We start from the raw sequence: 25,730 nt of genomic DNA, 5'->3' as shown, positions 1-25,730 counted from the left end.
TTATGGAAAATATAAAAAATATTATTTTCGATTATGGCAACGTAATCTTCGAAATCAACTTTAAACGTACCCAAAACGCACTCTTACAGCTCGGTATCCATAATGCCGAACAGTTTTTTGCCCACCAGAGCCACAACAGCCTTTTCGACGATTTTGAAGTAGCCGGCATTAGCCCCGATCAGTTTCGCGATGGCATCCGCGTGGCCACAGTCAACCCACACCTGAGCGATGCCCAAATTGACGAAGCCTGGAACAGCCTTTTGATCGGCGTTTCTGAAGGCAACCACCAGGTGCTGCTCGACGTGAAGGAAAAATACCGTACCTTTTTATTGAGCAACAACAACGAAATCCATTATAACTGGATCATCAATTACCTGAGAAAGGAATTCAACATGGAGAACTACGACAGTCATTTTGAAAAGGCCTATTTCTCGCAACACATGAAGCTACGTAAGCCCAACGTCAATATTTTCGAGCAGGTAATCAAAGAAAACAACCTTAATCCGAACGAAACCTTGTTTATAGACGATAGTCCGCAACACATTGAAGGCGCCAAAAAAACTGGCTTGCACACGCTCTTAATGGATGTGCATCCCGAAAAACTGCGCGTATTTTTGCAACAACACGGAATTTTATAACCGACCGCCAACTTTGAACTGCTAACTGTAAACTGCCAACTGTAAATTGCTAACTCCCTTTATCGGGTTCAAAGTCCCAAGGCAACAGTTGCGAAATCCGCCTATCGGCCATATCACCGTAAATAAAGAGGTTAGTTTCGGGATAATAGCCGTTTTTCTCGATGTTAATGCTTCCATTCTCGATAAAATACATAAAGGTTAGCTTGTCTTTGATCTTGAGCTTTTCGCCAGGTGGCACTTTGCTTTTATCGGTCATATAACTATTGTAATTAGCCAAAGGGATTTTGTAAGTAACCAACAAGGTATCCTTAAAATTAAAGGCAACGGTACCCAAAGCCCTGTTTAAGGTGGCCAATCGCCTCGCCGACAGATAAGTGGTATCATAGGCCAGCACTTCGTCTTGCCTCATGATCTGCTTGTAATACTCAACCGTATCTTTGCTTTTAAACAGGTTATTAATGTAATAGTAGGAATCCGCCTTGGCACCATCGCCTATTTTTTGCTGGATGATGCCAGCCACCCGCGCTCTTTCCTTATTTTTTATGGCTTTGTAAGCGTACAGGGCAAACCCTTCCATCGTTAGGTTATTGTCGTACACTGAACGCATAAAATGCATTTTAGAGCCATAATAAGCATAGTTTCGATTTCTTTTGATTTGGGCCAAGTCTGCTTTACCCAGCTTCATGTCTTCAAAGAAACTCGAATATCGGAAAGAAATGATGTCGTTATTAAACGTATAGTTAAAATCTTCGAGGTCGAGCTTAATAAGGTAGCCGGTAAAACCGTTCTCAATAAGTAAAGCCGATTTGGCAAAAACCCTCAGATTGGTACTCTCCTTATCGTAATAAAAAACCAACACTTCTGGATTCTTGATCTTACAGTATGCCCGCAGATGGCCATCGTTGCCCAACAAGATCTGAGTAAACAAACTGCCCCATTTTTTAAAGTTGTCGTCCTTGTTTCTAGTCGATTTGACCACCACTTCATTGAGGGTCTTATCTTCCGGCTTTAAAGGAATAAGCACCCCGTCATTCTTGCCTGGCTCTATCAAAACCGTTTTTTTCTGATAAGCCACATGCGATGCCACCAATTCCATCTTTCCGGAAAAGGGCACGGTTAAGCTAAATTTTCCTTCAGCATCTGTAATGGTGCCTATCGTACTGTTGTTGATATAAATACTGATGCCCGGTAAAGGCCCCTTGCTCTTCTCATCAATCACCTGTCCCTTGATTACCATTTGGCCGTGAGCCGTTGCCGCAACAAGTAAGAACAAAAAGAGTAAATATTTTTTCATAAATTTAGAAAAGCTTTTTTTCAGATGCTTCAATATCGAAAATTAACGGTTAATTTTTAAGAAATGAACGAAAAAAGATTTACATCCCTAAAGGAGTTCTACCCTTTTTACTTGAGCGAACATCAAAACTCGACGAGCCGAGCGTTGCATTTTATTGGAACGGCATTGCTAATCTTGGCGCTGATTGCGACTATATTATTCCACGACTGGCGTTTTTTGGTGGCCATTCCCTTTATCGGTTATGGCTTTGCCTGGGTAGGCCATTTTTTCTTCGAAAAGAACAAACCCGCCACCTTTAAATATCCCGGCTATAGTTTGATGAGCGATTTTTTATTATTCTGGGATTTACTGAGCGGCAAACAACCGTTTAGGGTTAAATAGCTTTTGCCTATACGCACATAGAGAAAAGCAGTTTGATAGTGGGTACCGTCCCGGCTATCTTTACCTCGGTCAACAAAGCAAAAAATAGCATTTGAAAGCTTTTTGCAGGCTTTGCACCAAGCATTTGGAGACAAGTAGTTTACAAAAAATAACTGTTCGATTATTAAAACGCATTAAACATGGAAAACAACGCTAACGAAAGCAAATGCCCTTTTCACGGAGCCAATCAACAAAATATAGGCGGTGGCGGCACCAGGAACCGCGACTGGTGGCCAAATCAGTTGAAGCTCAATATTTTGAGGCAACACTCTACCTTGTCCGATCCTATGGACAAAGACTTTAACTATGCCGAGGCGTTTAAAAGCCTAGACCTCCATACGGTAAAAAAAGACCTTCATGCCCTGATGACCGACTCGCAGGATTGGTGGCCAGCCGATTTTGGCCATTATGGTCCATTGTTTATCAGAATGGCCTGGCATAGCGCAGGTACCTATCGCGTGGGCGATGGCCGCGGTGGCGCAGGAGCCGGACAGCAACGTTTTGCGCCTTTAAACAGCTGGCCAGACAATGTGAGCTTAGACAAGGCCAGAAGATTGCTTTGGCCAATCAAGCAAAAATACGGACGTAAAATATCCTGGGCCGATTTGTTGATCCTAACCGGCAACGTAGCCCTCGAATCGATGGGCTTTAAAACCTTTGGCTTTGCTGGCGGGCGCGAAGATGTGTGGGAATCGCAGGAAGATGTATTTTGGGGCAACGAAACAACTTGGCTCGGCGACAATAAAAGGTATAGTGGCGATCGCAACCTCGAAGATCCGCTTGGCGCCGTACAAATGGGATTGATTTATGTAAATCCAGAAGGTCCGGCAGGAAACCCAGACCCGATTGCGGCTGCCCGCGACATTAGAGAAACTTTTGCCCGTATGGCTATGAACGATGAGGAAACCGTGGCGCTGATTGCCGGCGGACATACGTTTGGCAAAACACATGGCGCCGGTCCGGCAACCAATGTGGGCAAAGAACCAGAAGCAGCTGGCATGGAAAGCCAAGGCTTAGGCTGGGCCAGCACTTTCGGCACCGGCGTGGGCAAAGATGCCATTACCAGTGGTTTGGAAGTGACCTGGACTACCACCCCTACGCAATGGAGCAACAATTTCTTCGAAAACCTATTCAATTTTGAATGGGAGCTTTCTAAAAGTCCGGCAGGTGCGCACCAATGGGTAGCCAAAAATGCCAGCCCAATAATCCCCGATGCTTTTGATGCTTCGAAAAAACAGCTGCCAACCATGCTCACCACCGACCTTTCGTTAAGGTTCGATCCAGCTTATGAAAAGATCTCCAGACGTTTCTTCGAGAATCCAGATGAATTTGCCGATGCCTTTGCCCGCGCCTGGTTTAAGCTTACCCATCGCGATATGGGGCCAGTATCACGCTATTTAGGTCCGGAAGTACCGAGCGAAGAACTGCTTTGGCAAGATCCAATTCCGGCAGTAGACCATGCCTTGATTGATGGTGGCGACAGCGCAGCCTTAAAAGCGAAAATACTAGCTTCTGGCCTATCGGTTTCAGAACTGGTATCTACAGCCTGGGCTTCGGCTTCTACTTTCCGTGGCTCGGATAAACGGGGCGGAGCCAACGGCGCACGTATTCGTTTGGCGCCTCAAAAATACTGGCTGGTAAACAACCCTACACAATTAGCAAAGGTATTGGATAAGTTAACAGCTATCCAAAACGAGTTTAATGCAACACAAAGTGGAGGCAAAAAAGTATCGCTTGCCGATTTGATCGTATTAGCTGGATGTGCGGGTGTAGAAAAGGCCGTCAAAGATGCAGGCCATGCCACTGAAGTACCTTTTACGCCGGGCCGTACAGATGCCTCTCAAGAGCAGACCGATATCGATTCGTTTGCTTTCTTAGAACCGGCCGCCGATGGTTTCCGCAACTACAGAAAAACCAAATATCCGGTTTCGACAGAAGCTTTGCTGATTGACAAGGCACAACTATTAACGCTTACTGCGCCAGAATTAACCGTATTGCTGGGCGGATTACGCGTATTGGGCACCAATTTCGACGGAAGCCAACATGGCGTTTTCACCAAGCGCAAACAGGTACTGACCAACGATTTCTTTATCAACCTGCTCGATATGGGCACAGCTTGGAAAGCCATAAGCGACGACAAGGAGCTTTTTGAAGGCAGCGACCGCAACACCGGCGAAACCAAATGGACTGCTACCCGTGCCGATTTGGTATTCGGATCGAATGCCGAATTGAGAGCCGTGGCCGAAGTTTATGGCAGTGCCGATGCGCAACAAAAATTCGTAACCGATTTTGTAGCTGTCTGGAACAAGGTGATGAACCTCGACCGTTTCGATTTGGCCTAATCCAAAGCCTTATTTTTAATCATAACAAAGCCCGTATTTGCAACACAAATGCGGGCTTTGGCTTTTTAAGCAACATCCTTCATTTGTAAAGTTTCTTGCTTTTTTTGCTTTTCACAAATAACAAAGCCATATTTGTGGCCATGAGCAAAAGGAACATACTTCAAACAATTGCCCGCCTCTTCAATCCGAAGAACGGGACGAGTATGCCTATTGCCGTTGACCAACTGCCTTTTGCTGGCATTTCATTGAAGCCCATCGCCCTTAAACAGAGCAAAGACTTCATTCAATAAACCCCGGATCCTACATCTTTTTTCTTGATTTCGGGGGATAACCACCTCTTATTTTTTTATTGCCCTGCTTTTGCATTGGGCCATCTATTCACTTTAATTTTTTTCAAGATGAACACCAAATCCATTTTATTGTCTAAAAGCGACTACAAATTTCTGAGCGAACACTTAGAAAAAGCCATCATGAGCGACTACAACAAACAGCGCCTGAGGGAAGAAATCAAAAACGCCAAAATATTCGACGACGACCAGTTGCCAGCCGACGTAGTTTCCTTATATACAGAGACTAAGATCGAAAGTACCGATAACGGTCAGGAATTTGTCTTTAAATTGGTTTTGCCCAAAGATGCCGATATAAAACAGCAAAAAGTATCTATCTTTGCCCCCATCAGCATTGCTTTGCTGGGCTACCAAACCGGCGATTTGATCAATTGGGAAATGCCCGACGGCATTAAGGCCTACAAAATCATTTCGGTGAGAAAGCTGGCAGCCAACGAACTGTAGGCCAACCCAAAACCGGCCTTTATTGCATATGAAACCAGAAAGCACAGAAAAAATAAAAAAATGGGCCAAAAGACTTGGTTTCTGGGGCTTCATTTTCTTTTTAGCCAAGGGTTTGGCATGGCTTGCCCTTGGCTATTTTGTATTGAAATAGGCTATAAACTGGCATCGATTACCGATTTGAGATAAGTTTTGATATCTGCTCTGGCACCGATAGACCGATTGATTATTGCCCCGTCTTTTCCGATAACAACATGCACCGGCAAAGCGTTGGTATAGAAAATTTCAGCAACATTAGCTACTTGGTTAATTACCTTATAATCGAACTTTTTGGTTTTAAAGAACTTGAGCAGGTTTGCTTTCGGATCGGCCGTAATGGCCAAAAACACCACCTCTTTACGATTGGCATACTCTTTTACCAATTTATTCAGTTCTGGCATTTCGGCAATGCAAGGCCCGCAACCAATTCCCCAAATATTAACCACTACTATTTTGCCTTTTAAATCGGAAAGGCTCACTTTATTGCCCTGCATATCTGTGCCGGTAAAATTGATGGCCGGATTTTGAGCCTTTGGCTGGCCTCCTTTAGCTTTGAGCGCGGCTAAGAAATCGGCAAAAGTTTGTTGTTTTACGTTGCAAAGCGGATACAGGCGCTCCAGGTCTTGAGCTACGTTTGCCTCTCCTATTTGATACAAGCGCTTGTAATCTTCCAGCGCCAGGTTAAGCTGACCAAGCGCTTCGAAGGATTTTGCCCGTTGTTTGAGCATTTCTGGCATAAAATTGCCTTCGGCGCTATGTCCTTCAACAACCTGAATAGCTGCCGATAAATGAACAACGGCCTCCTGAAAATCGCGTTGCAGGGCGTTAACTTTGGCTAAATCCAGCAAAAGATTAGACACATACATTTGATAATGTCCATTGTTTAGCCTAAACTGGTGCTGAATGTTGCCGTCCTGAAAGCGTTTAATGGCATCTCGCAACAATTGCTTGGCCGTATCCAGTTTTTCATTGCGACTAATGTACAGTTCTGGCAAATTACCTAAGGCATAATAGGGCAATTGATCTGTAGTCAACAGAGGCTGGATCACTTTTTCGAAAAAGTTGGTCGGAATACCGGCATCAGTCCGCAGGTATTCGAAAGCATTCGCATCGGCACAAATGGCTGCATTCGGATAATCGATATAGATCATTTTGAGCTTGGCACGTACATCCTCTTCTAATTGCAAATTGCTGGCTTTGTAGTTTTCATAGTTGTAAATGCTAAAGGCGAAAGCAGTTTCGGCCTTTGTAGGATATTGATCAAGCAATTGGTAGAGATAGGCTTTGGCTTCTTTCAAGCGATTGGTTTTTGCCAGTCCGACACAATTGGCGGCCATAAAGCCAGCATCGTTCCTAGCTTCAGCATGTTGTACGGCCAAACGTTCCAAATCCTGCAAAAAACTATTGATTTGGGCTTTGCCACTTTCAGGGTACTTAATCATCGCCACTACGTTCATCATCCGGGCATAGGCATAATAATGATCGGGGTGGCCAGCAATCTCCAATCGGAACAAGCTATCAACCTTATCGCTGAAAAAAGAATCCAGGTAAGCACCTTTTACCGGTTTGCCACTATCTTTTTCATAAACCAACCTGTTTTCGCCCGCCGGTTCATCGTCTTTGTTCAACGTATAAAAATCGACCTTGAAAGAAGCCGTTTCTTTAGGCAACACGAAAGACGTTTGTAACCTGCCTTCGATATTGTTCAATGTCAAATGCTGTTTTTTTACCGAACCATCCTGCAGGTATCGCGTAATGCGCGCATAAATGGGCCATGTGCCTTTCAATTTGGCTGTCGCCGAGGTTTGGTCATAACTTAGCCGGATGGTATCGCCTGCGGATGGACGGCTCGGAAGCACTTGGCTCACCTGCGCCATTGATGGCAGGGTGAAAGCGCAACACAAAAGGAGAAAGTACTTTTTCATGAAATTATCTTTGTTTTAGCCAAAACTATTTTCGGTTGCATCCACTTCCCTATTTAATTGACTAACCCGCTTAAAAGTCATTTAGCTGTGCCGAACAAGCGTATAAAAGCCTCTCTTCAAATCTTTATCTTCATTCGCACCCTGAAAAGGCATACTTATCACGATTTTCATCGCATTCGTCATCTATTTTAGGAAATCAGGAGGCTTTTGGCTAGTTTCAAACGATGAACTGGATACAAGGAATTTGGGAGAAGAGCTTTACGCAATGGCCCTACCGACTGGCACTGCACTTCGGTTTTTGGCTTTTTTATCTTTTCTTTTGGCTAGACGAAAGCATGGTGGTCAAAATTACCCCCGAACAGCACTATTGGGTAACGCTGGTAGGCGCCGTGTTCGTTACTTTTCTGTACTACAGCCTGGCCTACTGGATCTGGCCACTTTTTAGCCAACGAAAATGGTTCTGGGCCGTTTTGTCGCTGGTTGTTTTCTATGCAACGGCCATTATCCTCCGAACTTACCATCTCTCGCTCGTTATCAACTGGTATAACCTGCACAACAGCACAGTGGCCGGCGGACAGTTCTGGGAACAGCTTTACCAAACGCAATTCAAGACGATTTCTCTTTCCCGCATTTTGTTTAGTGGCCTCTCTAGCCTGATTGTCATCGTTTATGTACCGCTCAGCATCAAATTTATGCGCTATGTTTATCTGTCGAGCCAGCAAAAGGCTTGGATGCTGAAGGAAAATGCGAAACTGCAACTCGACACTTTAAAAGCACAGATCAATCCGCATTTCTTTTTCAATACCCTCAACAACCTGCAGTCGTTCATTGTACAAAACGAAAAGGAAAAATCGGTAGACCTGCTTAGCCGTTTGGCCGATTTTATGCGCAGCTCCCTATACGATGGCGAAAAAGAATACATCAGCCTTGAAAAAGAAGTCGAACTGCTAAGCAGCTATATCAATATCGAGAAGGTAAGATTTGAAGAAGATGCCCAGATCAGCTTTTCGCTCAACCAGAGCTATCCCAACTACCATTTGCCAACTTTTATGTTGCTGCCCTTTGTAGAAAACGCGTTTAAGCATGGTGGCAATCTGCCAAATCATCAAATCAAAATCGACATCGAGCTTCAGCAGGATGAAAAACAGCTCCGATTTAGGGCAAGCAATGCTTTTTTAACCGATACAAAATCAACCCTTGGCGGCATAGGACTGCAAAACGTGAAAAAGAGGCTGGAACATTATTTTCCAAACCGTTATCAATTGGATATTGCTACCGCAGGCAATATCTTTACCGTGAATCTTCTCATCAACAAATGATCAATTATATCATCGTAGACGACGAGCCACAGGCGCGCAAGCTGATCCAAAGCTATATGTCGGCATTACCCAACTATCATTTGGCAAAAGCCTGTGCCAATGCCATGGAGGCCTACGAAATACTCTGCACACAGGAAATTGATTTCATGTTTTTGGACATTAAAATGCCCATGGTGTCAGGGATTGATTTTCTCAAATCGCTAAAAAAGCCACCACTCGTTATCTTTACCACCGCATTTAACAAATATGCCCTCGAAAGCTACGAACTCAGTGTAGTAGATTACCTGCTGAAGCCTATCGCCATGCCTCGTCTGCTTAATGCGCTAGAAAAGATAAACGAACGCCTGAACCAAAAAGCCACTACAGCTCAAAACCCTATAACAGACCATCTGTTTTTTAAGGTCGAGAATAAATTGGTTAGGGTAGATTTAGATGCGATTTTATTAATCGAAAGCCTGCAAAATTTTGTCAAAATCCATTTAAAAGACAAGATCTTGCTCACTTCCAACAGCATGAAAAGCCTGGAAAGCAAACTTCCTACACAACAGTTTTTAAGGGTGCACCGCTCCTACATCGTGCCCATCAAATCGATCATTGCCATTAACGGAAATACGATAGAAACCACTTATCAACCCATACAGATTGGCGTAAGCTATAGGAATGAAGTGATGCGCTTTGCAAAAGGCAGTAATGATTATTAGTTCATTGGTGTCATTAGTTCATTGGCTCATTAGTTCGTTAGTCATTAGGAATTTTGACTATGGACCATGGACTAAAGACTATGGATATAGTTCATTAGTTCATTAGCTGATTGGTCATTTGGAATTTTGACTATCGACTAAAGACTATGAACTATCGACTAAATCCTCCTCCTCGCCTTTTCTTTGCTGATGAGGCCCAGCTCCCTGCCGGTTTGTCCGGCAACCGAAGTATTTTCCTGCGCCCTTCTAAACAAATAAGGCATTACGGCTTTAATTGGTCCATAAGGCACATATTTGGCCACGTTATAGCCGGCATCAGAAAGGTTAAAGCTCAGGTTATCGCTCATGCCCAGCAGCTGTGCAAAAAAAGCATGCGAATGGCTATGCGGAATTTGCTTCTCGTCCATCAGTTCGGTGAGCAGGCGGCTGCTTTCCTCGTTGTGCGTGCCACAAACAAAGCCAATCTGGTCGATGTGATCCACACAAAACCTCAACGATTCGTCGTAATCTTTATCGGTGCTGGCTTTATCAGGTTGTATTGGCGATGGATAGCCCATTTCGGCTGCGCGCTTGCGCTCTTTTTCCATGTAGGCCCCACGTACCATTTTTACGCCCAAAATAAAACCGGTTTCTTTGGCAATGAGGTAATCGGCTTGTAAATCGGCCAATTTATCGTGCCTATACATTTGGTAGGTATTGTAAACGATCAGCTTTTGCTGGTTAAACTTGGTCATCATTTCCAAGGCCAGCATATCGATTGTATCCTGGATCCAGGTTTCTTCGGCATCGATCATCACCGGAACCTGCTTATCAAAAGCCGTTTGGCAGATTTTTTCGCAACGCATTCTCACGCGTTCAAACTCTGCGGTTTCATCGGCAGTTAAGGTTTGTTTGGCATCTAGCTTTTCCAACAAGGCAAAACGGCCAATACCGGTTACCTTAAATACGGTAATCGGGATGCGCGGATCGCCATCGGCCCTTAAAATAGTGCGGATAATTTCTTCGCAAGTAAAATCAAATACTTCTTCTTCCTCCTCGCCTTCTACCGAATAATCCAAAATGGTACCCACTTTACCCAAATGCAATTGTTCAATGGTATGCTCGCAATCCTGAATGGTTTCTCCGCCACAAAACTGCTTAAAGATCGTTGCTTTGATGGCTCCTTTAATCGGAAAGCCAATATTGAGCATGAAGTTGGTAATCGGAGGACCTATTTTGGTAAGGAAGTTGTTGCCGATGATTTTGAACAGCCAATAAGCCTGGTTAAGTTCGGCGTTTGATTTGTTGCGGAAAGCGATTTCTGTATTGTCAAAATTGATTTTTCTTGCGGGGTGTGTTTCCATTGAAGTGTATTTTACTTGGTCAGACGAGTGCAAAAATATAAATAACAATGATTCTTTAGCTAAAACACTCTGCAAATAATTGTAAATTTGCACCGCAATGATAAAATTCAAATTAGAAGGCGAATTTATTCCACTAATAGCCCTTTTAAAGGCTGTTTCGCTGGTACAAAGCGGTGGCGAGGCGCAAATGGTTGTGGAAGACGGCTTGGTCAAGTACAACGGTACGGTTGACCGCCGAAAACGACTGAAAGTTCGCCAAGGCGACAAGGTAGAATTTATGGGCAAAACAATCGAAGTCGAATAATGAAGGCAATAAACAGCGACGGACATTCCATTTATTTCGAATCAGGCCTGGCTCCTCTAAAAGAGCTTTTGGCGCAACGCAACTATAGCAAGGTCTTTGTTTTTGCCGACAGCCATACTGCTGAGCTTTGCCTGCCTTTGTTTAGGGAGTACCTTGACGAGTTGGAAGATTTCGACATCATTGAAACCGATCCGGGCGAAGAAAACAAGAACATCGACTTTTGCATCGGCATTTGGAAAACCTTATTGGATTTTGGTGCCGACCGCAAATGCCTGATGATTAACCTGGGCGGCGGCGTGATTACCGACATGGGCGGCTTTATTGCCTCGACCTATAAAAGAGGAATAGATTTCATCAATATTCCAACTACTTTGCTTTCGCAGGTTGATGCTTCGGTGGGTGGCAAAACCGGCATCGACATCGACAACGTGAAGAACATGGTGGGCACCTTTGCCTTGCCACAAGCCGTTTTTATTGAGAATGCCTTCTTGCAAACCCTATCGAAAAGAGAAATGCTTTCGGGCTTTGCCGAAATGATCAAACATGGCTTGATTGTAGATGCAGCTTACTACCAGGCGCTTAAAAAAGTAGCTTACCAAACCGTTTCATCTGACGACATTTACCGTTCGGTAGAGATTAAACATGAGGTAGTGACCGCCGATCCCTTTGAAAAAGGCCTGCGCAAAATATTGAATTATGGTCATACCATTGGCCACGCAGTAGAAAGCTATGCCTTAACCAACGACAAGGCACCTTTAACCCACGGCGAAGCCATTGCCATTGGCATGATCTGCGAAGCATTTCTATCGGCCAAATATTGTAACCTCAGCCAAGAAGAACTCAAAGACATTAGCGATTATATATTAAGCATCTACCCCAAATACCAGATCAAGGAAACTAGCTTTAAACAGCTGGTTGAGCTGATGCAGAGCGACAAAAAGAACGAAGCAGGCTTTATCCTATTTTCTCTGCTAGATAAAATCGGCCAATGTACCTACAATTGCAAGGTGACAGATGCCGATATCCTGGAAAGCTTAAAATATTACAATTCATTATAAGTTAAGAACGAAGTATGACATTTACCGGCAGCGATATTTCTGTAGGCACCTTATTTGGAGGGGTAATTGTACTCACCTTGGTCGAAATGTATTTTAGTTATGCCCACGACCGTAAACTGTATACCAAAAAAGATACCTTAAACAATATTTACCTCATGTTGGCCGCGGTTTTGGTTAACCTGACCATGAAAACGGCTACTTTTTTTCTGTTGCAGTACTGCTACGAAAATTACCGCTTGTTCCAAATCGAAAATGTTTGGCTTTATTGGATCGTTTTGATCCTGGCGCAGGACTTTTTATACTGGTTTTTGCATACCGTGGGGCATTACGTGCGCTTTTTCTGGGCCATGCACGTTACCCACCACTCGTCAGAATATTTTAACCTCACCACGGGCTTCCGCTCTACGGTGTTTGAGCCTTTATACCGGGTATTTTTCTACCTGCCTTTGGCTTTTATGGGCTTTAATGCCTTAGATGTGCTTTTTGCCTATTTGGTAACCCAAATTTATGGCAACATTGTACACACCCAAACCGTGGGCAAACTGCACCCTATTATCGAGTATATTTTCGTAACCCCTTCGCACCACAGGGTACACCATGCCAGTAATGTTCGCTATTTGGACAAAAACATGGGCATGGTACTCATTTTATGGGACAGGTGGTTCGGCACTTTTCAGGCAGAAGTACCACAGGAAGAAATCAAATACGGTTTAACCAAACAACCCGACGACTCGAGATTCAGCAATATCGTTTTCCACGAGTGGGTTGCCTTGGCACAGGATGTGAAGAAAGCACCAACTTTTTGGGATAAGGTCAAATATGTGGTAAATCCTCCGGGATGGAGCCACGACGGCAGCACCCAAATTGCCAAGGTGATGCAAAGAGAACTTAGAGAGGCTGAGCAGCAGGGGAAGAAAGAAAGTCTTTAGTCGATAGTCTGTTAGTCTATAGTCTATAGTCCAAAAATAGTTCTTGTGGACTCAATTTGCAGTTTACAGTTTACAGTTTAAATAATCTATCAATTAAACAATTCAGCAGTTTAACAATTCTACCTTCCCTTCCCATAGAGAGGTGCCCGTAGGGCGGATGGTAACCTAGGGACAATAACGCCATTGCCTTTGTTAAATAAACCCTATTGCAGCGAACACGGAATGCAATGGAGTAAAGCGAAAAGAGGGACTGGAATTGCCGATAAGCACCAACGTTGTTTTTCAAACCTATAAAACGCCGCTAGTCTATAGACCATGGTCCATGGACTATTGGCCATTCGCCTAACGCCATTCGCTTAACCAGCGAAGCCTTGAGCCGTCAAAAGGAAACACTATATTGCATCAAATTAGCGCTCATGAAAACACTTGCCCTGTTACTGTTCCAGATGGCTTTTTTCGGCATGTTTGCCTTTGCCCAGCAAAACGAAAGCACCAAATATTTTGATATCAGGAACAAACCCATTAGCGAAAAAAAGTTTAAAGAGCAACGTGCGACCAATCAGGTATTGGATATTATTGGCGATTCTGCAAACCATCGCAAACTGATTGAGAGAGAAGAAAATGGACAATTTGCTGACTACGCCAAACTGATTTCCACCCTGGAAAAAGCAAGCGGCAAAAAAATGGGCACCGAAAAACCCCTGGTCATTATTTATTATCCGGGAAAAGACAAGTGCAACGAAACGATTTCTCTTTCAAACTTCGCTTCCTATTACCGTGGCCTGCAAAAGAAATTAGATGCTCATATCATTTTTGTGTACAAAGATTTTGATGGCTTGACCGGCAACAATCCAGACAAATGGATCAAAGACCCTGAAGCTGTGGTAGAAAAATCGTTTTTCAAGCACCCCTATCCTTGCCTAAGTTTCGTGGCCCTATCCAAAACCGGAAAGTACAGCAGCTATTTTGGAGAGTTCCCTCCATCCTTTGTTGAAAAAGCGGTAAAAGCACTGCAATAAGCTTATTTTTTGACCACCGAGAAAAGACCACCCAAACAACAAAATTAAATTTTGTTCAAATTATTTTCACTTCACCCTTGACAAATTAAATTCGGGTGTGTACATTTGACACCATAAAGCAAAAAATGAATTTAACTACTACATATTGGTTCGGCTACTTTTACTACTTTAGTAAGAGCCGGGACTAGTATGCAAAAAACATAACAAGAATATTTGTATATAAAAAGTCCCGGCATACCGCCGGGACTTTTTTGTTTTAACGCAAAAATGTCAATGAAAACACCAAAAACAAAGGTAGCTATCCAAGGTATCAAGGCCTCATTCCACGAAGAAGCCGCATTCAAATTCTTCGGCAGAGACATCGAAACCATCGAATGCAACTCTTTTAAGCAAACTTGCGAGAGCTTAGAAAAAGGCGAAGCCGACTATGTCATCATGGCCATAGAAAACTCTATTGCCGGCAGTTTGTTGCCCAACTATACCTTGATCAGGGAATATAATTTTGCGGTAACCGGCGAGGTTTACCTGCCTATCCAGCTGCATTTGATGGCCCTGCCTGGTGTTAAGTTCGAAGACGTAAAATTTGCCACTTCCCACCCAATCGCCATCAGACAATGTGTTGATTTTTTTGACGATTTCCCTGCCATTCAGGTCATTGAAAGCAACGATACCGCCGCCTGCGCCAAGAAAATCAGGGACGAGCAACTAAAAGATACCGTGGCCATTGCCAATACTTTGGCCGCCGAATTGTATGGTTTGAACATCATCGAGCGCCGCATCGAATCGAACAAAAAGAACTTTACGCGTTTCCTTATTTTGAAAAAAGACAAAACCGAAGACATCAAGGAAATCAACAAGGCTTCGATCTGTTTTCAGGTAGGCAACCATGTAGGCGCCTTGGCTAAAGTGCTCAACCTTTTTGCCGAGCTCAACGTAAACTTAACCAAAATACAATCTATGCCGGTGCTGGGCAAAAGAAACGAGTATTACTTTTACGTAGACATGGAATGGACCAACATGGAAAACTATGATACGGCCATCAGAAAGGCCTTAAAATATACCGTGAACTTCAACATCATGGGCGAATACCAAAAGAACGACAAAGTGTAACCGAAGATTTGGTTAAGCATTAAATTAAAAGAATTATAAAACCCCAATAACCCCCGAAAAATGAAATTACAATTAAACATCCAACCTCTGAACAGCTGGATCAACGTCAAAAACGAACCCTTATTAATCTCTGGACCATGCAGTGCAGAAACCGAAGAGCAGTTGCTATCTACCGCACATTTATTGGCCGCGACCGGAAAAGTAAGCGTATTAAGAGCAGGAATCTGGAAGCCTCGTACCCGTCCGGGAGAATTTGAAGGCATCGGGAGTATTGGTTTGGAATGGCTAAAACGTGCCAAAGCAGAAACCGGTTTGCCTACAGCCGTTGAGGTAGCCAATGCCAAACACGTTGAAGAAGCTTTAGCCGCTGGTGTTGATATCTTATGGATTGGTGCCCGTTCTACCGTAAACCCGTTCACCGTACAGGAAATTGCCGATGCCTTGCAAGGCGTTGATATCCCGGTATTGGTTAAAAATCCGGTTAACCCTGATTTACAGCTATGGATCGGTGCTTTAGAGCGCATCAACAAAGCCGGCATCACCAAATTGGGTGCCATCCATCGTGGCTTCTCTTCTTTTGAGAAAAGTGCTTTCCGTAACGAACCGATGTGGGAAATGGCCATCCAATTGAAAACTTTATGTCCAGAATTACCTATCATCAACGATCCGAGCCACATTTGCGGCAACCGCGACCTGATTTCTTACGTAGCCCAAAAAGCATTGGATTTGGATATGCAAGGTTTGATGATCGAATCGCACATTGACCCTTCGGTAGCCTGGACCGATGCCAAGCAACAAGTAACTCCAGCTGCCTTGGCCGACATCGTTAACAATTTCACCCTACGTAAACCTGAATCGAAAAACGAAGACTTTACCGATAAATTGGCCGATTTGAGAGCCCAAATTGATAAAATTGATGACCTGGTATTCCAAAAATTGGCTGAGCGTATGGGCATTACCCAAAAAATTGGCGAATACAAAAGAGACAATGGCGTAACCATTTTACAGGTAAACCGCTGGGACGAAATCATGAAAAAACGTACCGCATTTGCCAAAGCCCTGAAATTGGATTTGAACTTCACCGAAAAATTATTGGAATTGATCCACGGCGAATCGATCCGCAAACAGACCGAAATCATGAATGCAGGCAAAGCCGAAGAAGGAATTGCTGCCGAAGCGCACGCCGAAGCCAAAGCCTAATTATAGCCATACGTCATCCCGAGCGCATTTCGGGGTGGCGACTTTGGATCATAGCTCACCTCATTCAACCCAAAAAATGTCTAAAAACCTATTGCTTTCTTTCAAAGGCAACAAACAAATCAATACCGAAATCAGGCTAACCGGCTCCAAAAGCGAGTGCAACAGGGCATTGATCATCTCGGCGCTCAGCAAAGGAACCGTTGGCGTAGAGAACCTTTCTGTAGCTGCCGATACCGTTACCCTTGCGGGCAGTCTTAAGTCAGTAGTCCAAAGTCCAAAGGAAACTAACGGCTCAAGTCTAACCGTCGATATCGGTCCTGCGGGCACGGCCATGCGTTTTTTAACCGCTTTTTTGAGCCTGCAACAGGGCAATTTTCTGTTGACAGGAACCGAACGCATGAAACAACGGCCAATCGGCATTTTGGTGGAAGCGCTCCAAAGCATCGGCGCTAAAATCAGCTATGCCGAAAACGAAGGCTTCCCTCCTCTGCACATCGGTGGCCCTTTTGAACAAAGCCAAGCCAACGTAAAAATCAAAGGCGACATCAGCAGCCAATACATTTCGGCCCTGTTAATGATTGCTCCCGCTCTGCCTCAGGGCCTTAGCCTGGAAATAGAGGGCGAACTTACTTCTAAGCCTTATGTAGAAATGACCTTGGCCATGTTGGAGCAGACAGGTATTACACACGAATGGAATGAGAACATAATCAGCATTGCACCACAGCAATTTAAGCCTGCTAAGCTTTATGTAGAACCCGATTGGAGCGCGGCCTCCTACTGGTATTCCATTGCCGCATTGGCTGATGAAGCCGAAATATTTTTGCCAGGCCTCAATGGCTACAGCTTGCAGGGCGATAGCAAAATCACCGAAATCATGGCCAACTTTGGCATTACTTCGCAGTTTAAAAACGGTGGTGTATGGCTAAAAAAAGAGCCTAAACAGGTAGAAAGAAAGATCTTCGACATGAAAGAATGTCCAGATTTGGCCCAAACCGTAGTGGTTATTTGTGCCGCTTTAGGCCACGATGCTACTTTTACGGGCTTAGAAACCCTTAAAATCAAGGAAACCAACCGCGTGTTGGCACTGCAAACCGAACTGGCCAAGATTGGGGTTAAGTTTATCGAGAAAAATTTCAGCTATAAATTGGATTGCTCTGGATTGCATTTTCCAGAAAAAATCAGCGTCAGTACTTACGAAGACCATCGCATGGCCATGGCTTTTGCACCTTTGGCCCTCAAAATTGCCGAGGTAGAAATCGAAGACCAACACGTAGTTGATAAATCTTATCCTTATTTTTGGGAAGACCTGGCGAAAGCTGGATTTAACATTGGTACAGCGTAGTGCGGTTTGCGTAATGCGTTAAATTAAAACATAACGTATGGCGAGCGTATCTCGATACACTATACGCCATACTCAATACTCTTAAAAATGGCAGGAAACTCATTCGGACAGTTATTCAAGATTACCACCTTCGGCGAATCGCATGGTGTAGCCATCGGCGTAATTATAGACGGCTGTCCGGCAGGATTGACCATAGACCTTGATTTTGTTCAATCGGAATTGGATAAACGCAGGCCCGGTCAATCGAAAATTACCACGCAGCGCAAAGAGAGTGATACGGTACAAGTGCTTTCGGGCATTTTTGAAGGTAAGAGCACCGGAACGCCGATCAGTCTGCTGATTCCGAACGAAGACCAACGCTCAAAAGACTACGAACACAATAAAGATGTGTACCGTCCTTCGCATGCCGATTATACATACGATGCCAAATACGGCATCCGCGACCACCGTGGTGGCGGCCGTTCTTCGGCGCGCGAAACCGCTGCACGCGTAGCGGCCGGAGCCATCGCCAAATTATTGCTCAAGCATTTTGGCATCGAAATTTTTGGACATGTAACTGCCGTTGGACAAATCAATGCGCCAAATTTCGATTCGAATAACCTGGCAGAAGCACTGGCCATCCGCGAAGAAAATATTGTACGTTGTGCCGATCCGGCCACGGCCAAAGAAATGATCGATTTTATCGATTCGGTACGCAAAGACGGCGATACGGTAGGTGGCAAAATAGGCTGTGTGATTAAAAACTGTCCGGCTGGCTTGGGCGAGCCTGTTTTTGACAAGCTCCATGCCGATTTGGGCAAGGCCATGCTCAGCATCAATGCCGTACATGGTTTCGAGTACGGATCGGGCTTTGCAGGCAGCGAAATGCGTGGATCTGAACATAACGATATTTTCATAGCCGGCGACAAACCTTCTACACTGACCAATTTTTCGGGAGGCATTCAAGGTGGCATCAGCAATGGCATGGACATCAATTTTACGGTGGCCTTTAAACCGGTCGCTACCATTATGCACAACCAACAAACCATTAATGCGGCTGGTGAAGCGGCCGAGATTAAAGGCAAGGGCCGCCATGATCCTTGCGTGGTGCCTAGAGCGGTAATTATTGTAGAAGCCATGGGCGCTTTGGTATTGGCCGATCATTTGTTGAGGCAGCGAAGCGCGAAGTTATAAGTTGTTAGTCGATAGACCATGGTTCATAGTTGATGGTTCATAGCTCAAAAATTTTCATGGCGAGGAGGAATAACGAAGCCTAGCTGTAGCAGGCAATCTTATTTGATAAACTAGAGCTTGTTGGCGGAGAACACCAACAAGTGCATCACGAGATTCGAAATAAACCAATTGCTACCGTTGGTGTTCTTCACCAACGGGTTAAAGATGAAGCCTACCTGTGGCAGTCAACCTTATTCAATAAACTAAAAAGCCCTGGATTTGATCCGGGCTTTCTTTTAAATACAGCTCAATTTTAAGTACACAACGATTTTGCAAAGAACCGAAGTCTTAACCTGCTTGTGTTATACTTCCTCTTTCTTTGCGGTTAACCTAATGAGCAAATGGCAAATGAACTCATGAACAATAAAGCTATATTTGGCTTATGAAATACCTTCTCTCCTTCCTGCTCCTATTTAGCATAACTGCCAGTGCCCAAAATTATCAGCAAACCATAGCCAAGCATCGCGAAGCCTACAAAGCCGATTTTTTGAAGGAAGAACGTTCGCCATTAAAAGAAGCCGACCTCGCTAACCTCGATTTCTTTAAGCCAGACAGCACTTATCGGGTGCAGGCCCAAGTTTCGTTACTCAACAACGAGAAAACCTTTAAAATGCCAACCTATGCAGGTACCACCGCTGACTATATTCGCTATGCAAAAGTAGATTTTAAGTTAAATGGCCAGACCCTGAGCATGACTTTGTACCGTAGCATTGCCTTGTTACAGCATCCCCAATATAAAGACCTTTTGTTTTTGCCTTTTACCGACGAAACCAACAACAAAAGCACTTATGGAGGGGGCCGTTATATCGATTTAGATCTAAAAACCATTAAAAACGGCAAAATCGAAATCGATTTTAACAAAGCCTACAACCCTTATTGCGCCTACAGCTCGGGCTACCGCTGCCCTATTCCACCCGAAGAAAACGATTTGGCCACAGCCATACAGGCCGGCGAAAAATTGTACAAGGGCGAGAAGAAGCATTAGTTTAGTTTTTAGCCTATAGACCATAGACCATGGCCTATAGCCTGATGGCAATTTTGTTTATAAACCAAAAAGAGACCTTGAACTTAATTCAGGGTCTCTTTCCTATGCAGACTTGCGAAGTTTTGAAAACTTCGCAAGTCTCTGCTAAAACAATTTTGGAAATTTCTCTGGATTGCTTTCGTGCATGATATCGTAAATCGCTTCCATCACGTCGTCTGTTGATGGTTTGCTGAAATAATCGCCATCAGAACCATAAGGCGGACGATGAGCCTTAGCCGTTAGGGTTTTCGGCTGTGCATCTAGCCAATAATAGCCTTTTTGTTCTTCCAAAACCTGCTGCATGATAAACGCGGTTGCGCCTCCAGGAACATCTTCATCTATAACCAACAATTTATTGGTTTTTTGCAGCGATTTGGCACAAACCTGATCGGTATCGAATGGCAAGAGCGTTTGCGGATCGATAATTTCGATCGAGATACCCAATTGCTCCAGTTCTTCGGCAGCTTCCTCTACGATACGCAAGGTAGAGCCATAAGTTACCACGGTTAAATCGGTTCCTTCCCTCAAAATTTCGGCTTTGCCCAAAGGAACGGTAAAGCTACCTACGTTTTCAGGCAACTTCTCTTTGAGGCGGTAGCCATTGAGGCATTCGATCACCAAAGCTGGCTCGTCCGACCTGAATAAAGTATTGTACATACCTGCCGCCTGAGTCATGTTGCGCGGTACACAAATGTGCATGCCGCGTAAAGAGCCCAAAATCATGGCCATTGGCGAACCCGAATGCCAAACACCTTCTAAACGGTGTCCGCGGGTACGCACAATTACCGGTGCTTTTTGTCCGGCTTTGGTACGATATGATAAACTGGCCAAATCATCGCTCAACACGTTGAGGGCAAACAGCAAATAATCTAAATATTGGATTTCGGCAATAGGCCTCAAACCACGCATGGCTAAGCCTATACCCTGCCCGGCAATAGTCATTTCCCTGATGCCTGTATCGGTTACACGCAATTCGCCATATTTGGCCTGCAAACCGGCAAAGCCTTGGTTTACATCGCCGATATTGCCCAAATCTTCGCCAAAAGCTACTAAACGTGGGTCTCTGGCAAAATTAGAATCGAAGCAGGCGTTTAATACTTCCCTGCCATCAATCATTTTGCTGTTTTCGGTATAAATGGCCTCTACAACTTCTACCGCAAATGGACTTTCCTTGCCATCGGTAAATAGTTTTGAGCTATATTTTTCTTCGTTAACACCAGCTTGTTCCTGATACCATTTTACCAGTATGTCGCGCGCTGAAGAGGGTTCATGCACGCTCTGGCGAATGGCTTTTCTGGCTGCATTCATCACTTCTCTTCGCAATGCATCGGGCGTAGAAGCCAATTGCGACGCGATTTTAGTCAGCATCGGATTGCCATTGGCAAAAGCATTGATCATATTGATGACCTGTGCCTGTTCTTCCTTAATGCTTTCCAAGAACTCGTTCCATGCCTCTTTTTGCACTTCGCGAACATGTTTTTTGGCTTCATCTTCCAGCTGGATCAATTCTTCGTCGGTCGCAATGGCCGATTCGATCATCCAATTACGCATCTGCACAATACAATCGTACTCTTTTTCCCAGGCTAACCTGTCCTTATCTTTATAACGCTCGTGCGAGCCCGAGGTAGAGTGTCCTTGTGGCTGTGTTACCTCTGTTACGTGTATCAAAACCGGTACATGTTCGGTACGGCATACTTCGATAGCTTTTTGATAGGTTTCGCACAAAGCGGGATAATCCCATCCTTTTACCTTGAATATTTCGTAGCCGTTGGTGCCTTCTTCGCGCTGAAATCCCTTCAAGATCTCAGAAATATCTTCTTTAGTGGTTTGATATTTGGCCGGAACCGAAATGCCATAAGCATCATCCCAAACCGAAATGGCCATCGGCACCTGCAAAACGCCGGCAGCATTGATGGCTTCAAAAAACACGCCTTCTGAAGTTGAGGCATTGCCGATGGTTCCGAAGGCAACCTCATTGCCGTTTACCGAAAAGTTCTTCAGGTAATCGAGTTCGGGGTTTTGCCTAAACAACTTTGAAGCATAGGCCAAACCTACCAAACGGGCCATTTGTCCGCCGGTTGGCGCAATATCAGACGAGCAATTTTTGACCTGCGTAAGGTCTTTCCAAGAGCCGTCTTCGTTTAGCGAACGTGTAGCAAAGTGGCAGTTCATTTGTCGGCCGGCCGAAGAAGGATCGGCTTCAACGCTTGGATTGGCATACAGTTGCGCAAAAAATTCTTTAAGTGTAGCGATACCTGTAGCAAAGGCAAAAGTTTGGTCGCGGTAATAACCCGAACGCCAGTCGCCATTTTTGAAAGCCTTGGCCATAGCCAATTGAGGCACCTCCTTGCCGTCGCCGAAAATACCAAACTTGGCCTTACCAGTTAACACTTCCTTTCGACCTAGCAAGCTCGCCTGACGGCTCTCAACTGCTATCCTATAGTCGTTGATTACTATGGTTTTAAAGTCGTCGAAACTCAATTCTGAAGCATCAATCTGATTGGTCATTAGCTTGCTATTTGACATCATAAGCGGTATTGGTTAGGCCACAAAGATACGATTCTTTCTAAATAGCGCCGAACACTCCAATGTAATTTAAATAGTAGAATAGTTTGGAATAGTTTTTGTATTAAGCTTTAAAACAATTAAATTTGTTTAAACCCGAAGAAAGATGAAAAATTTAATTTTGTTATTTACGTTGATGCTCGGCATAGGATTTGCCACCAAGGCACAGACCAAGCCTGCAGAGTTTAAGTTCGAAACCGAAACCCATGATTTTGGCAAAGTAGTCTTGAACAAACCGGTTAGCTTTACCTTTAATTTTACCAATGAAGGCGATGCCCCGCTGATTATTTCCAAGGTTGAAACCACTTGTGGCTGTACCGTTTCGGAATACACCCAAACCCCTGTTAAAAAAGGCGAAAAGGGTTTTGTAAAGGTAACTTTAACCCCTGCCGGCTCACCGCTTCCTTTTAATAAAGCGATTACCCTGACTTCGAATGCCAGGACAACCACCAAGGTGCTTTACATCAAAGGCGAATCGGTAAATGGATCGACCAAGTAAAATTCTTGAAGATATTTAAACAAAAACCCCGTTAATCCAACGGGGTTTTTTATTTTTGTGCCATGCCAAAAATATCAGAAAAAGGGCTCCAAATGCCCGCTTCCCCGATTAGAAAACTCACTCCTTTTGCCGACAAGGCCAAGGCAGCGGGTAAAAAAGTTTACCATTTAAACATTGGTCAGCCAGATATTGCTACGCCAGAAGGCATGCTTAGTGCCGTAAAGAATATAGATTTTAATGTTTGGGCCTACACGCCGTCTGAAGGTACTTTGGCCTACAGAACCAAACTCACCGAATATTACAACAAACTGGGCTACAACATTAAGCCCGAAAACATTTTGGTAACCGTTGGCGGTTCTGAAGCCATTACCATTGCCATGCAGACCTGCGTAAACGAGGGTGATGAAATTATTATCCCTGAGCCTTTTTACGCCAACTACAACGGTTTTGCCTGTATGAGCAACGTGGTGGTAAAGCCCATCCTTTCGTACATCGAAAATGGTTTCGCCTTACCTCCTATTGCCGAGTTCGAGAAATTGATTACGCCAAAAACAAAGGCCATCATCATCTGCAACCCGAATAACCCAACCGGTTATTTGTATTCGAAAGAAGAACTGGAAGCCTTAAAAGCATTGTGCCTGAAATACGACTTGTTCTTATTCTCTGACGAGGCTTACCGCGAATTCTGTTATGATGGCCGCGAATTTATCTCGCCGATGCACTTGGACGGATTAGACGAAAACGTGGTGGTCATGGACACCGTATCTAAACGCTACAGCGCTTGTGGAGCTCGTTTGGGTTGCCTAATCACCAAAAACGCGGCAGTTATTGCTTCGGGATTAAAATTTGCACAGGCCCGTTTAAGTCCGGGTATGGTGGAGCAGATTGCCGGAACCGCTGCTGTTGATACGCCAGATAGCTATTTTGAGGAAGTAAACAAGGAATACACCTTGCGCAGAGATACTTTGGTTAACCGTTTAAACAGCATGGAAGGCGTTTTCTGCCCTAATCCGGGTGGCGCTTTTTATGTGGTGGCCAAATTGCCGATCGACGATGCGGATGCCTTCTGCCAATGGATGCTCGAAAGCTTTGCATACAACAATGCCACAGTAATGATGGCACCGGCAACGGGCTTTTACTCGAGCCCAAGCACAGGCAAGAACGAGGTTAGAATGGCTTATGTATTGAATACTACCGACCTGAACGCCGCGATGGATTGCCTGGAAAAAGCTTTAACGGAATATCCTGGAAGAACGCTTTAGGCTAATGGTTTATAGTCGATAGTGCATGGCTTGATTTGCGAGTAAGAACAACACTGTCCAAATTTATTCCAGCACAACAACTGACAACAAAAGCCTCCTGAAAATCGGGAGGCTTTTTTATTAAAATTCGGCTAAAGTCTACTATTTCTATATTCTAAATCGTAAATTTGCGCCAATGATCAAAAAAATACATCGCCAGGTAAGAAAAGCACGCTACATTGTTTACAAAGAAACTTTAATCGATTTCAGAGAGCACCTATGGACCTTTTTAGGATCGTTTTTTGGCATCGGGCTAATCGGCTTGATGAGCAGCCAGTTTTTTACGGCCTCAGATAATTTATTTCTGATTGGTTCATTTGGCGCTTCTTCTGTTTTGATATACGGCGTAATCAACAGTCCTTTAGCCCAGCCCAGGAATTTGATTGGCGGCCATGTGATCTGTGCCCTAGTTGGCGTAACCATTTACAAACTAATACCCGGACAGCTTTGGCTTTCGTCGGCCTTATCTGTATCTGTTTCCATCGTTTTAATGCAGATTACCAAAACCCTGCATCCGCCAGGTGGCGCTACGGCTTTAATTGCCAATATTGGTTCTCCTAAAATCCATGCATTGGGTTATCTGTATGTTTTAAGTCCGGTATTTTCTGGCGCAGTTATCTTGCTGGCCGTGGCTATATTTTTCAACAATCGGACGAGCCATCGCCATTATCCCAACAACAAGAAATGGTACAAGGTTTGGCGCAGGTACAGACGTTTTTCGCATAGGTAACCAAGAGGATTGTTTCTGATAACATTCAAGAGAAAAAAGGACCGGAAAGCAACTACCTGCTATTGTTTCAACTAGATTCTGACGAGCACATCATGTGGGGCGATACAGGAGTGGCTAACTTCTTCATCGACCCAACCGACCTTGCCAATAAAGACTTCTCAAAAGTACCTTACCATTGGGATTGTCACTAGGGTTCAATATGCAAAAGGATAACCTTCAAACCCTTTCATCGATGATCCCTCCAAAACAGCATCAATCGGTGCAGCACCGCTAGGAAAATTATTCTTTAAGGCTTAGCAATCTTTGGCCAGCTCCCACGAATTGCAGAGCTGTTGTTTCCCACAAGGAATCGGCAACCTTTCCATTCCTTGTTCAAGAACAGAACGGCGGTTTCTCCATTGGATTTTAAGAAATCTGTTAGCCCAAAGACTTCATCTCCCATCAAATTCTTTTATCGTTGTTTTTGTTACAAAAACACTTCCATCCTTAAGCCATATTAGCGTAAGCTGAAAAAAAACACTATATTTTTCGTGCCAAATCTATTTTCTTAACCTAAAGTTAAATAATTAAAAATATTGTGTAAAATATTCTACAATTATTCCAGATAGTGATGTAATTTTTTACACAA

At 44.2% G+C, this 25,730-nt stretch carries 24 protein-coding genes; 20 read left to right on the top strand and 4 right to left on the bottom strand.

What is annotated here, in order from left to right:
• Positions 1 to 2 precede the first annotated feature (2 nt).
• The gene (locus tag VRU48_RS01540) at positions 3 to 638 is read left to right on the top strand and encodes an HAD family hydrolase (RefSeq protein ID WP_330106170.1); all 636 of its coding nucleotides are present in this window, start codon (positions 3 to 5) and stop codon (positions 636 to 638) included.
• Between the two features lie 49 nt (positions 639 to 687).
• Here VRU48_RS01540 and VRU48_RS01535 read toward each other — a convergent pair whose 3' ends face one another.
• Positions 688 to 1,932, bottom strand: a complete 1,245-nt coding sequence (locus VRU48_RS01535; protein WP_330106169.1) for a carboxypeptidase-like regulatory domain-containing protein — start codon at positions 1,930 to 1,932, stop codon at positions 688 to 690.
• A gap of 63 nt (positions 1,933 to 1,995) precedes the next feature.
• On the opposite strand from VRU48_RS01535, the gene VRU48_RS01530 reads away from it, so the two are divergent.
• From VRU48_RS01530 to VRU48_RS01515, 4 genes are all read left to right on the top strand, one after another.
• The gene (locus VRU48_RS01530) at positions 1,996 to 2,313 is read left to right on the top strand and encodes an Mpo1-like protein (RefSeq protein WP_330106168.1); all 318 of its coding nucleotides are present in this window, start codon (positions 1,996 to 1,998) and stop codon (positions 2,311 to 2,313) included.
• Positions 2,314 to 2,492: 179 nt separating this feature from the next.
• The gene (gene katG / locus VRU48_RS01525) at positions 2,493 to 4,694 is read left to right on the top strand and encodes a catalase/peroxidase HPI (protein ID WP_330106167.1); all 2,202 of its coding nucleotides are present in this window, start codon (positions 2,493 to 2,495) and stop codon (positions 4,692 to 4,694) included.
• A 140-nt stretch (positions 4,695 to 4,834) separates the two neighbouring features.
• Positions 4,835 to 4,984 (top strand): hypothetical protein, encoded by a 150-nt coding sequence (locus tag VRU48_RS01520; RefSeq protein WP_330106166.1) that lies wholly within the window; start codon positions 4,835 to 4,837, stop codon positions 4,982 to 4,984.
• Positions 4,985 to 5,092: 108 nt separating this feature from the next.
• Positions 5,093 to 5,485, top strand: a complete 393-nt coding sequence (locus VRU48_RS01515; RefSeq protein ID WP_330106165.1) for a GreA/GreB family elongation factor — start codon at positions 5,093 to 5,095, stop codon at positions 5,483 to 5,485.
• A gap of 152 nt (positions 5,486 to 5,637) precedes the next feature.
• Here the strand turns inward: VRU48_RS01515 and VRU48_RS01510 are convergent, their stop codons facing one another.
• The gene (locus VRU48_RS01510; RefSeq protein ID WP_330106164.1) at positions 5,638 to 7,446 is read right to left on the bottom strand and encodes a TlpA family protein disulfide reductase; all 1,809 of its coding nucleotides are present in this window, start codon (positions 7,444 to 7,446) and stop codon (positions 5,638 to 5,640) included.
• 224 nt (positions 7,447 to 7,670) lie between these two features.
• Between VRU48_RS01510 and VRU48_RS01505 the strand changes: the two genes are divergently transcribed.
• Positions 7,671 to 8,765, top strand: coding sequence for a sensor histidine kinase (locus VRU48_RS01505; protein WP_330106163.1), 1,095 nt, complete (start codon positions 7,671 to 7,673; stop codon positions 8,763 to 8,765).
• Positions 8,762 to 9,466, top strand: a complete 705-nt coding sequence (locus VRU48_RS01500; RefSeq protein WP_330106162.1) for a LytR/AlgR family response regulator transcription factor — start codon at positions 8,762 to 8,764, stop codon at positions 9,464 to 9,466. Before VRU48_RS01505 ends, VRU48_RS01500 begins: the two co-directional genes overlap by 4 nt.
• 158 nt (positions 9,467 to 9,624) lie before the next feature.
• On the opposite strand, the gene VRU48_RS01495 is transcribed toward VRU48_RS01500, so the two are convergent.
• Positions 9,625 to 10,809, bottom strand: a complete 1,185-nt coding sequence (locus VRU48_RS01495; protein WP_330106161.1) for a proline dehydrogenase family protein — start codon at positions 10,807 to 10,809, stop codon at positions 9,625 to 9,627.
• A 97-nt stretch (positions 10,810 to 10,906) separates the two neighbouring features.
• On the opposite strand from VRU48_RS01495, the gene VRU48_RS01490 reads away from it, so the two are divergent.
• From VRU48_RS01490 to VRU48_RS01450, 9 genes are all read left to right on the top strand, one after another.
• Positions 10,907 to 11,113 carry an RNA-binding S4 domain-containing protein gene (locus VRU48_RS01490; RefSeq protein ID WP_199141090.1) on the top strand — a complete coding sequence of 69 codons (207 nt, stop codon included), beginning with the start codon at positions 10,907 to 10,909 and terminating at the stop codon, positions 11,111 to 11,113.
• Complete coding sequence (gene aroB, locus VRU48_RS01485; protein ID WP_330106160.1) at positions 11,113 to 12,171, top strand: 3-dehydroquinate synthase; 1,059 nt, start codon at positions 11,113 to 11,115, stop codon at positions 12,169 to 12,171. The genes VRU48_RS01490 and aroB overlap by 1 nt, the downstream gene beginning before the upstream one ends.
• A 14-nt stretch (positions 12,172 to 12,185) precedes the next feature.
• A complete protein-coding gene (locus VRU48_RS01480) occupies positions 12,186 to 13,100 on the top strand; it encodes a sterol desaturase family protein (protein ID WP_330106159.1) in 915 nt (304 codons plus the stop codon).
• Positions 13,101 to 13,516: 416 nt separating this feature from the next.
• Positions 13,517 to 14,119, top strand: coding sequence for a hypothetical protein (locus VRU48_RS01475; RefSeq protein ID WP_330106158.1), 603 nt, complete (start codon positions 13,517 to 13,519; stop codon positions 14,117 to 14,119).
• 273 nt (positions 14,120 to 14,392) lie between these two features.
• Complete coding sequence (locus VRU48_RS01470; RefSeq protein WP_199141094.1) at positions 14,393 to 15,229, top strand: prephenate dehydratase; 837 nt, start codon at positions 14,393 to 14,395, stop codon at positions 15,227 to 15,229.
• A gap of 60 nt (positions 15,230 to 15,289) precedes the next feature.
• A complete protein-coding gene (locus VRU48_RS01465) occupies positions 15,290 to 16,429 on the top strand; it encodes a chorismate mutase (protein ID WP_330106157.1) in 1,140 nt (379 codons plus the stop codon).
• A 76-nt stretch (positions 16,430 to 16,505) separates the two neighbouring features.
• Positions 16,506 to 17,771 (top strand): 3-phosphoshikimate 1-carboxyvinyltransferase, encoded by a 1,266-nt coding sequence (aroA, locus tag VRU48_RS01460; RefSeq protein ID WP_330106156.1) that lies wholly within the window; start codon positions 16,506 to 16,508, stop codon positions 17,769 to 17,771.
• Positions 17,772 to 17,858: 87 nt separating this feature from the next.
• A complete protein-coding gene (aroC, locus tag VRU48_RS01455) occupies positions 17,859 to 18,944 on the top strand; it encodes a chorismate synthase (protein ID WP_330106155.1) in 1,086 nt (361 codons plus the stop codon).
• 421 nt (positions 18,945 to 19,365) lie between these two features.
• Positions 19,366 to 19,968 carry a DUF1684 domain-containing protein gene (locus VRU48_RS01450; protein ID WP_330106154.1) on the top strand — a complete coding sequence of 201 codons (603 nt, stop codon included), beginning with the start codon at positions 19,366 to 19,368 and terminating at the stop codon, positions 19,966 to 19,968.
• A gap of 144 nt (positions 19,969 to 20,112) precedes the next feature.
• Here VRU48_RS01450 and VRU48_RS01445 read toward each other — a convergent pair whose 3' ends face one another.
• Entirely contained in the window at positions 20,113 to 22,536 is a 2,424-nt protein-coding gene (locus VRU48_RS01445; protein WP_431311607.1) for an alpha-ketoacid dehydrogenase subunit alpha/beta, read from the bottom strand.
• A 142-nt stretch (positions 22,537 to 22,678) separates the two neighbouring features.
• Here VRU48_RS01445 and VRU48_RS01440 point away from each other — a divergent pair, with 142 nt between their 5' ends.
• From VRU48_RS01440 to VRU48_RS01425, 4 genes are all read left to right on the top strand, one after another.
• Positions 22,679 to 23,071 (top strand): DUF1573 domain-containing protein, encoded by a 393-nt coding sequence (locus VRU48_RS01440; RefSeq protein ID WP_330106152.1) that lies wholly within the window; start codon positions 22,679 to 22,681, stop codon positions 23,069 to 23,071.
• 62 nt (positions 23,072 to 23,133) lie between these two features.
• A complete protein-coding gene (locus VRU48_RS01435; protein WP_330106151.1) occupies positions 23,134 to 24,333 on the top strand; it encodes a pyridoxal phosphate-dependent aminotransferase in 1,200 nt (399 codons plus the stop codon).
• Between the two features lie 175 nt (positions 24,334 to 24,508).
• Positions 24,509 to 25,102 (top strand): HPP family protein, encoded by a 594-nt coding sequence (locus VRU48_RS01430; protein ID WP_330106150.1) that lies wholly within the window; start codon positions 24,509 to 24,511, stop codon positions 25,100 to 25,102.
• A gap of 8 nt (positions 25,103 to 25,110) precedes the next feature.
• Positions 25,111 to 25,293 (top strand): DUF1963 domain-containing protein, encoded by a 183-nt coding sequence (locus VRU48_RS01425; RefSeq protein ID WP_330107746.1) that lies wholly within the window; start codon positions 25,111 to 25,113, stop codon positions 25,291 to 25,293.
• Positions 25,294 to 25,730 lie beyond the last annotated feature (437 nt).

It is taken from the genome of Pedobacter albus (assembly GCF_036324255.1).
GTDB lineage: Bacteria > Bacteroidota > Bacteroidia > Sphingobacteriales > Sphingobacteriaceae > Pedobacter > Pedobacter albus.
This window is presented reverse-complemented; position numbering and strand designations above follow the sequence as displayed.

Excerpts from the sequence above, each read along its gene's own strand:
- VRU48_RS01530 (WP_330106168.1), top strand. The coding sequence starts at position 1,996 with ATGAACGAAAAAAGATTTACATCCCTAAAGGAGTTCTACCCTTTTTAC.
- VRU48_RS01505 (WP_330106163.1), top strand. The coding sequence starts at position 7,671 with ATGAACTGGATACAAGGAATTTGGGAGAAGAGCTTTACGCAATGGCCC.
- VRU48_RS01480 (WP_330106159.1), top strand. The coding sequence starts at position 12,186 with ATGACATTTACCGGCAGCGATATTTCTGTAGGCACCTTATTTGGAGGG.
- VRU48_RS01510 (WP_330106164.1), bottom strand. The coding sequence starts at position 7,446 with ATGAAAAAGTACTTTCTCCTTTTGTGTTGCGCTTTCACCCTGCCATCA.
- VRU48_RS01450 (WP_330106154.1), top strand. The coding sequence starts at position 19,366 with ATGAAATACCTTCTCTCCTTCCTGCTCCTATTTAGCATAACTGCCAGT.
- VRU48_RS01540 (WP_330106170.1), top strand. The coding sequence starts at position 3 with ATGGAAAATATAAAAAATATTATTTTCGATTATGGCAACGTAATCTTC.
- VRU48_RS01515 (WP_330106165.1), top strand. The coding sequence starts at position 5,093 with ATGAACACCAAATCCATTTTATTGTCTAAAAGCGACTACAAATTTCTG.
- VRU48_RS01475 (WP_330106158.1), top strand. The coding sequence starts at position 13,517 with ATGAAAACACTTGCCCTGTTACTGTTCCAGATGGCTTTTTTCGGCATG.
- VRU48_RS01495 (WP_330106161.1), bottom strand. The coding sequence starts at position 10,809 with ATGGAAACACACCCCGCAAGAAAAATCAATTTTGACAATACAGAAATC.
- VRU48_RS01465 (WP_330106157.1), top strand. The coding sequence starts at position 15,290 with ATGAAATTACAATTAAACATCCAACCTCTGAACAGCTGGATCAACGTC.
- VRU48_RS01470 (WP_199141094.1), top strand. The coding sequence starts at position 14,393 with ATGAAAACACCAAAAACAAAGGTAGCTATCCAAGGTATCAAGGCCTCA.
- aroB (WP_330106160.1), top strand. The coding sequence starts at position 11,113 with ATGAAGGCAATAAACAGCGACGGACATTCCATTTATTTCGAATCAGGC.
- katG (WP_330106167.1), top strand. The coding sequence starts at position 2,493 with ATGGAAAACAACGCTAACGAAAGCAAATGCCCTTTTCACGGAGCCAAT.
- VRU48_RS01445 (WP_431311607.1), bottom strand. The coding sequence starts at position 22,536 with ATGATGTCAAATAGCAAGCTAATGACCAATCAGATTGATGCTTCAGAA.
- aroA (WP_330106156.1), top strand. The coding sequence starts at position 16,506 with ATGTCTAAAAACCTATTGCTTTCTTTCAAAGGCAACAAACAAATCAAT.
- VRU48_RS01430 (WP_330106150.1), top strand. The coding sequence starts at position 24,509 with ATGATCAAAAAAATACATCGCCAGGTAAGAAAAGCACGCTACATTGTT.
- VRU48_RS01435 (WP_330106151.1), top strand. The coding sequence starts at position 23,134 with ATGCCAAAAATATCAGAAAAAGGGCTCCAAATGCCCGCTTCCCCGATT.
- VRU48_RS01490 (WP_199141090.1), top strand. The coding sequence starts at position 10,907 with ATGATAAAATTCAAATTAGAAGGCGAATTTATTCCACTAATAGCCCTT.
- VRU48_RS01500 (WP_330106162.1), top strand. The coding sequence starts at position 8,762 with ATGATCAATTATATCATCGTAGACGACGAGCCACAGGCGCGCAAGCTG.
- aroC (WP_330106155.1), top strand. The coding sequence starts at position 17,859 with ATGGCAGGAAACTCATTCGGACAGTTATTCAAGATTACCACCTTCGGC.
- VRU48_RS01440 (WP_330106152.1), top strand. The coding sequence starts at position 22,679 with ATGAAAAATTTAATTTTGTTATTTACGTTGATGCTCGGCATAGGATTT.
- VRU48_RS01535 (WP_330106169.1), bottom strand. The coding sequence starts at position 1,932 with ATGAAAAAATATTTACTCTTTTTGTTCTTACTTGTTGCGGCAACGGCT.
- VRU48_RS01520 (WP_330106166.1), top strand. The coding sequence starts at position 4,835 with ATGAGCAAAAGGAACATACTTCAAACAATTGCCCGCCTCTTCAATCCG.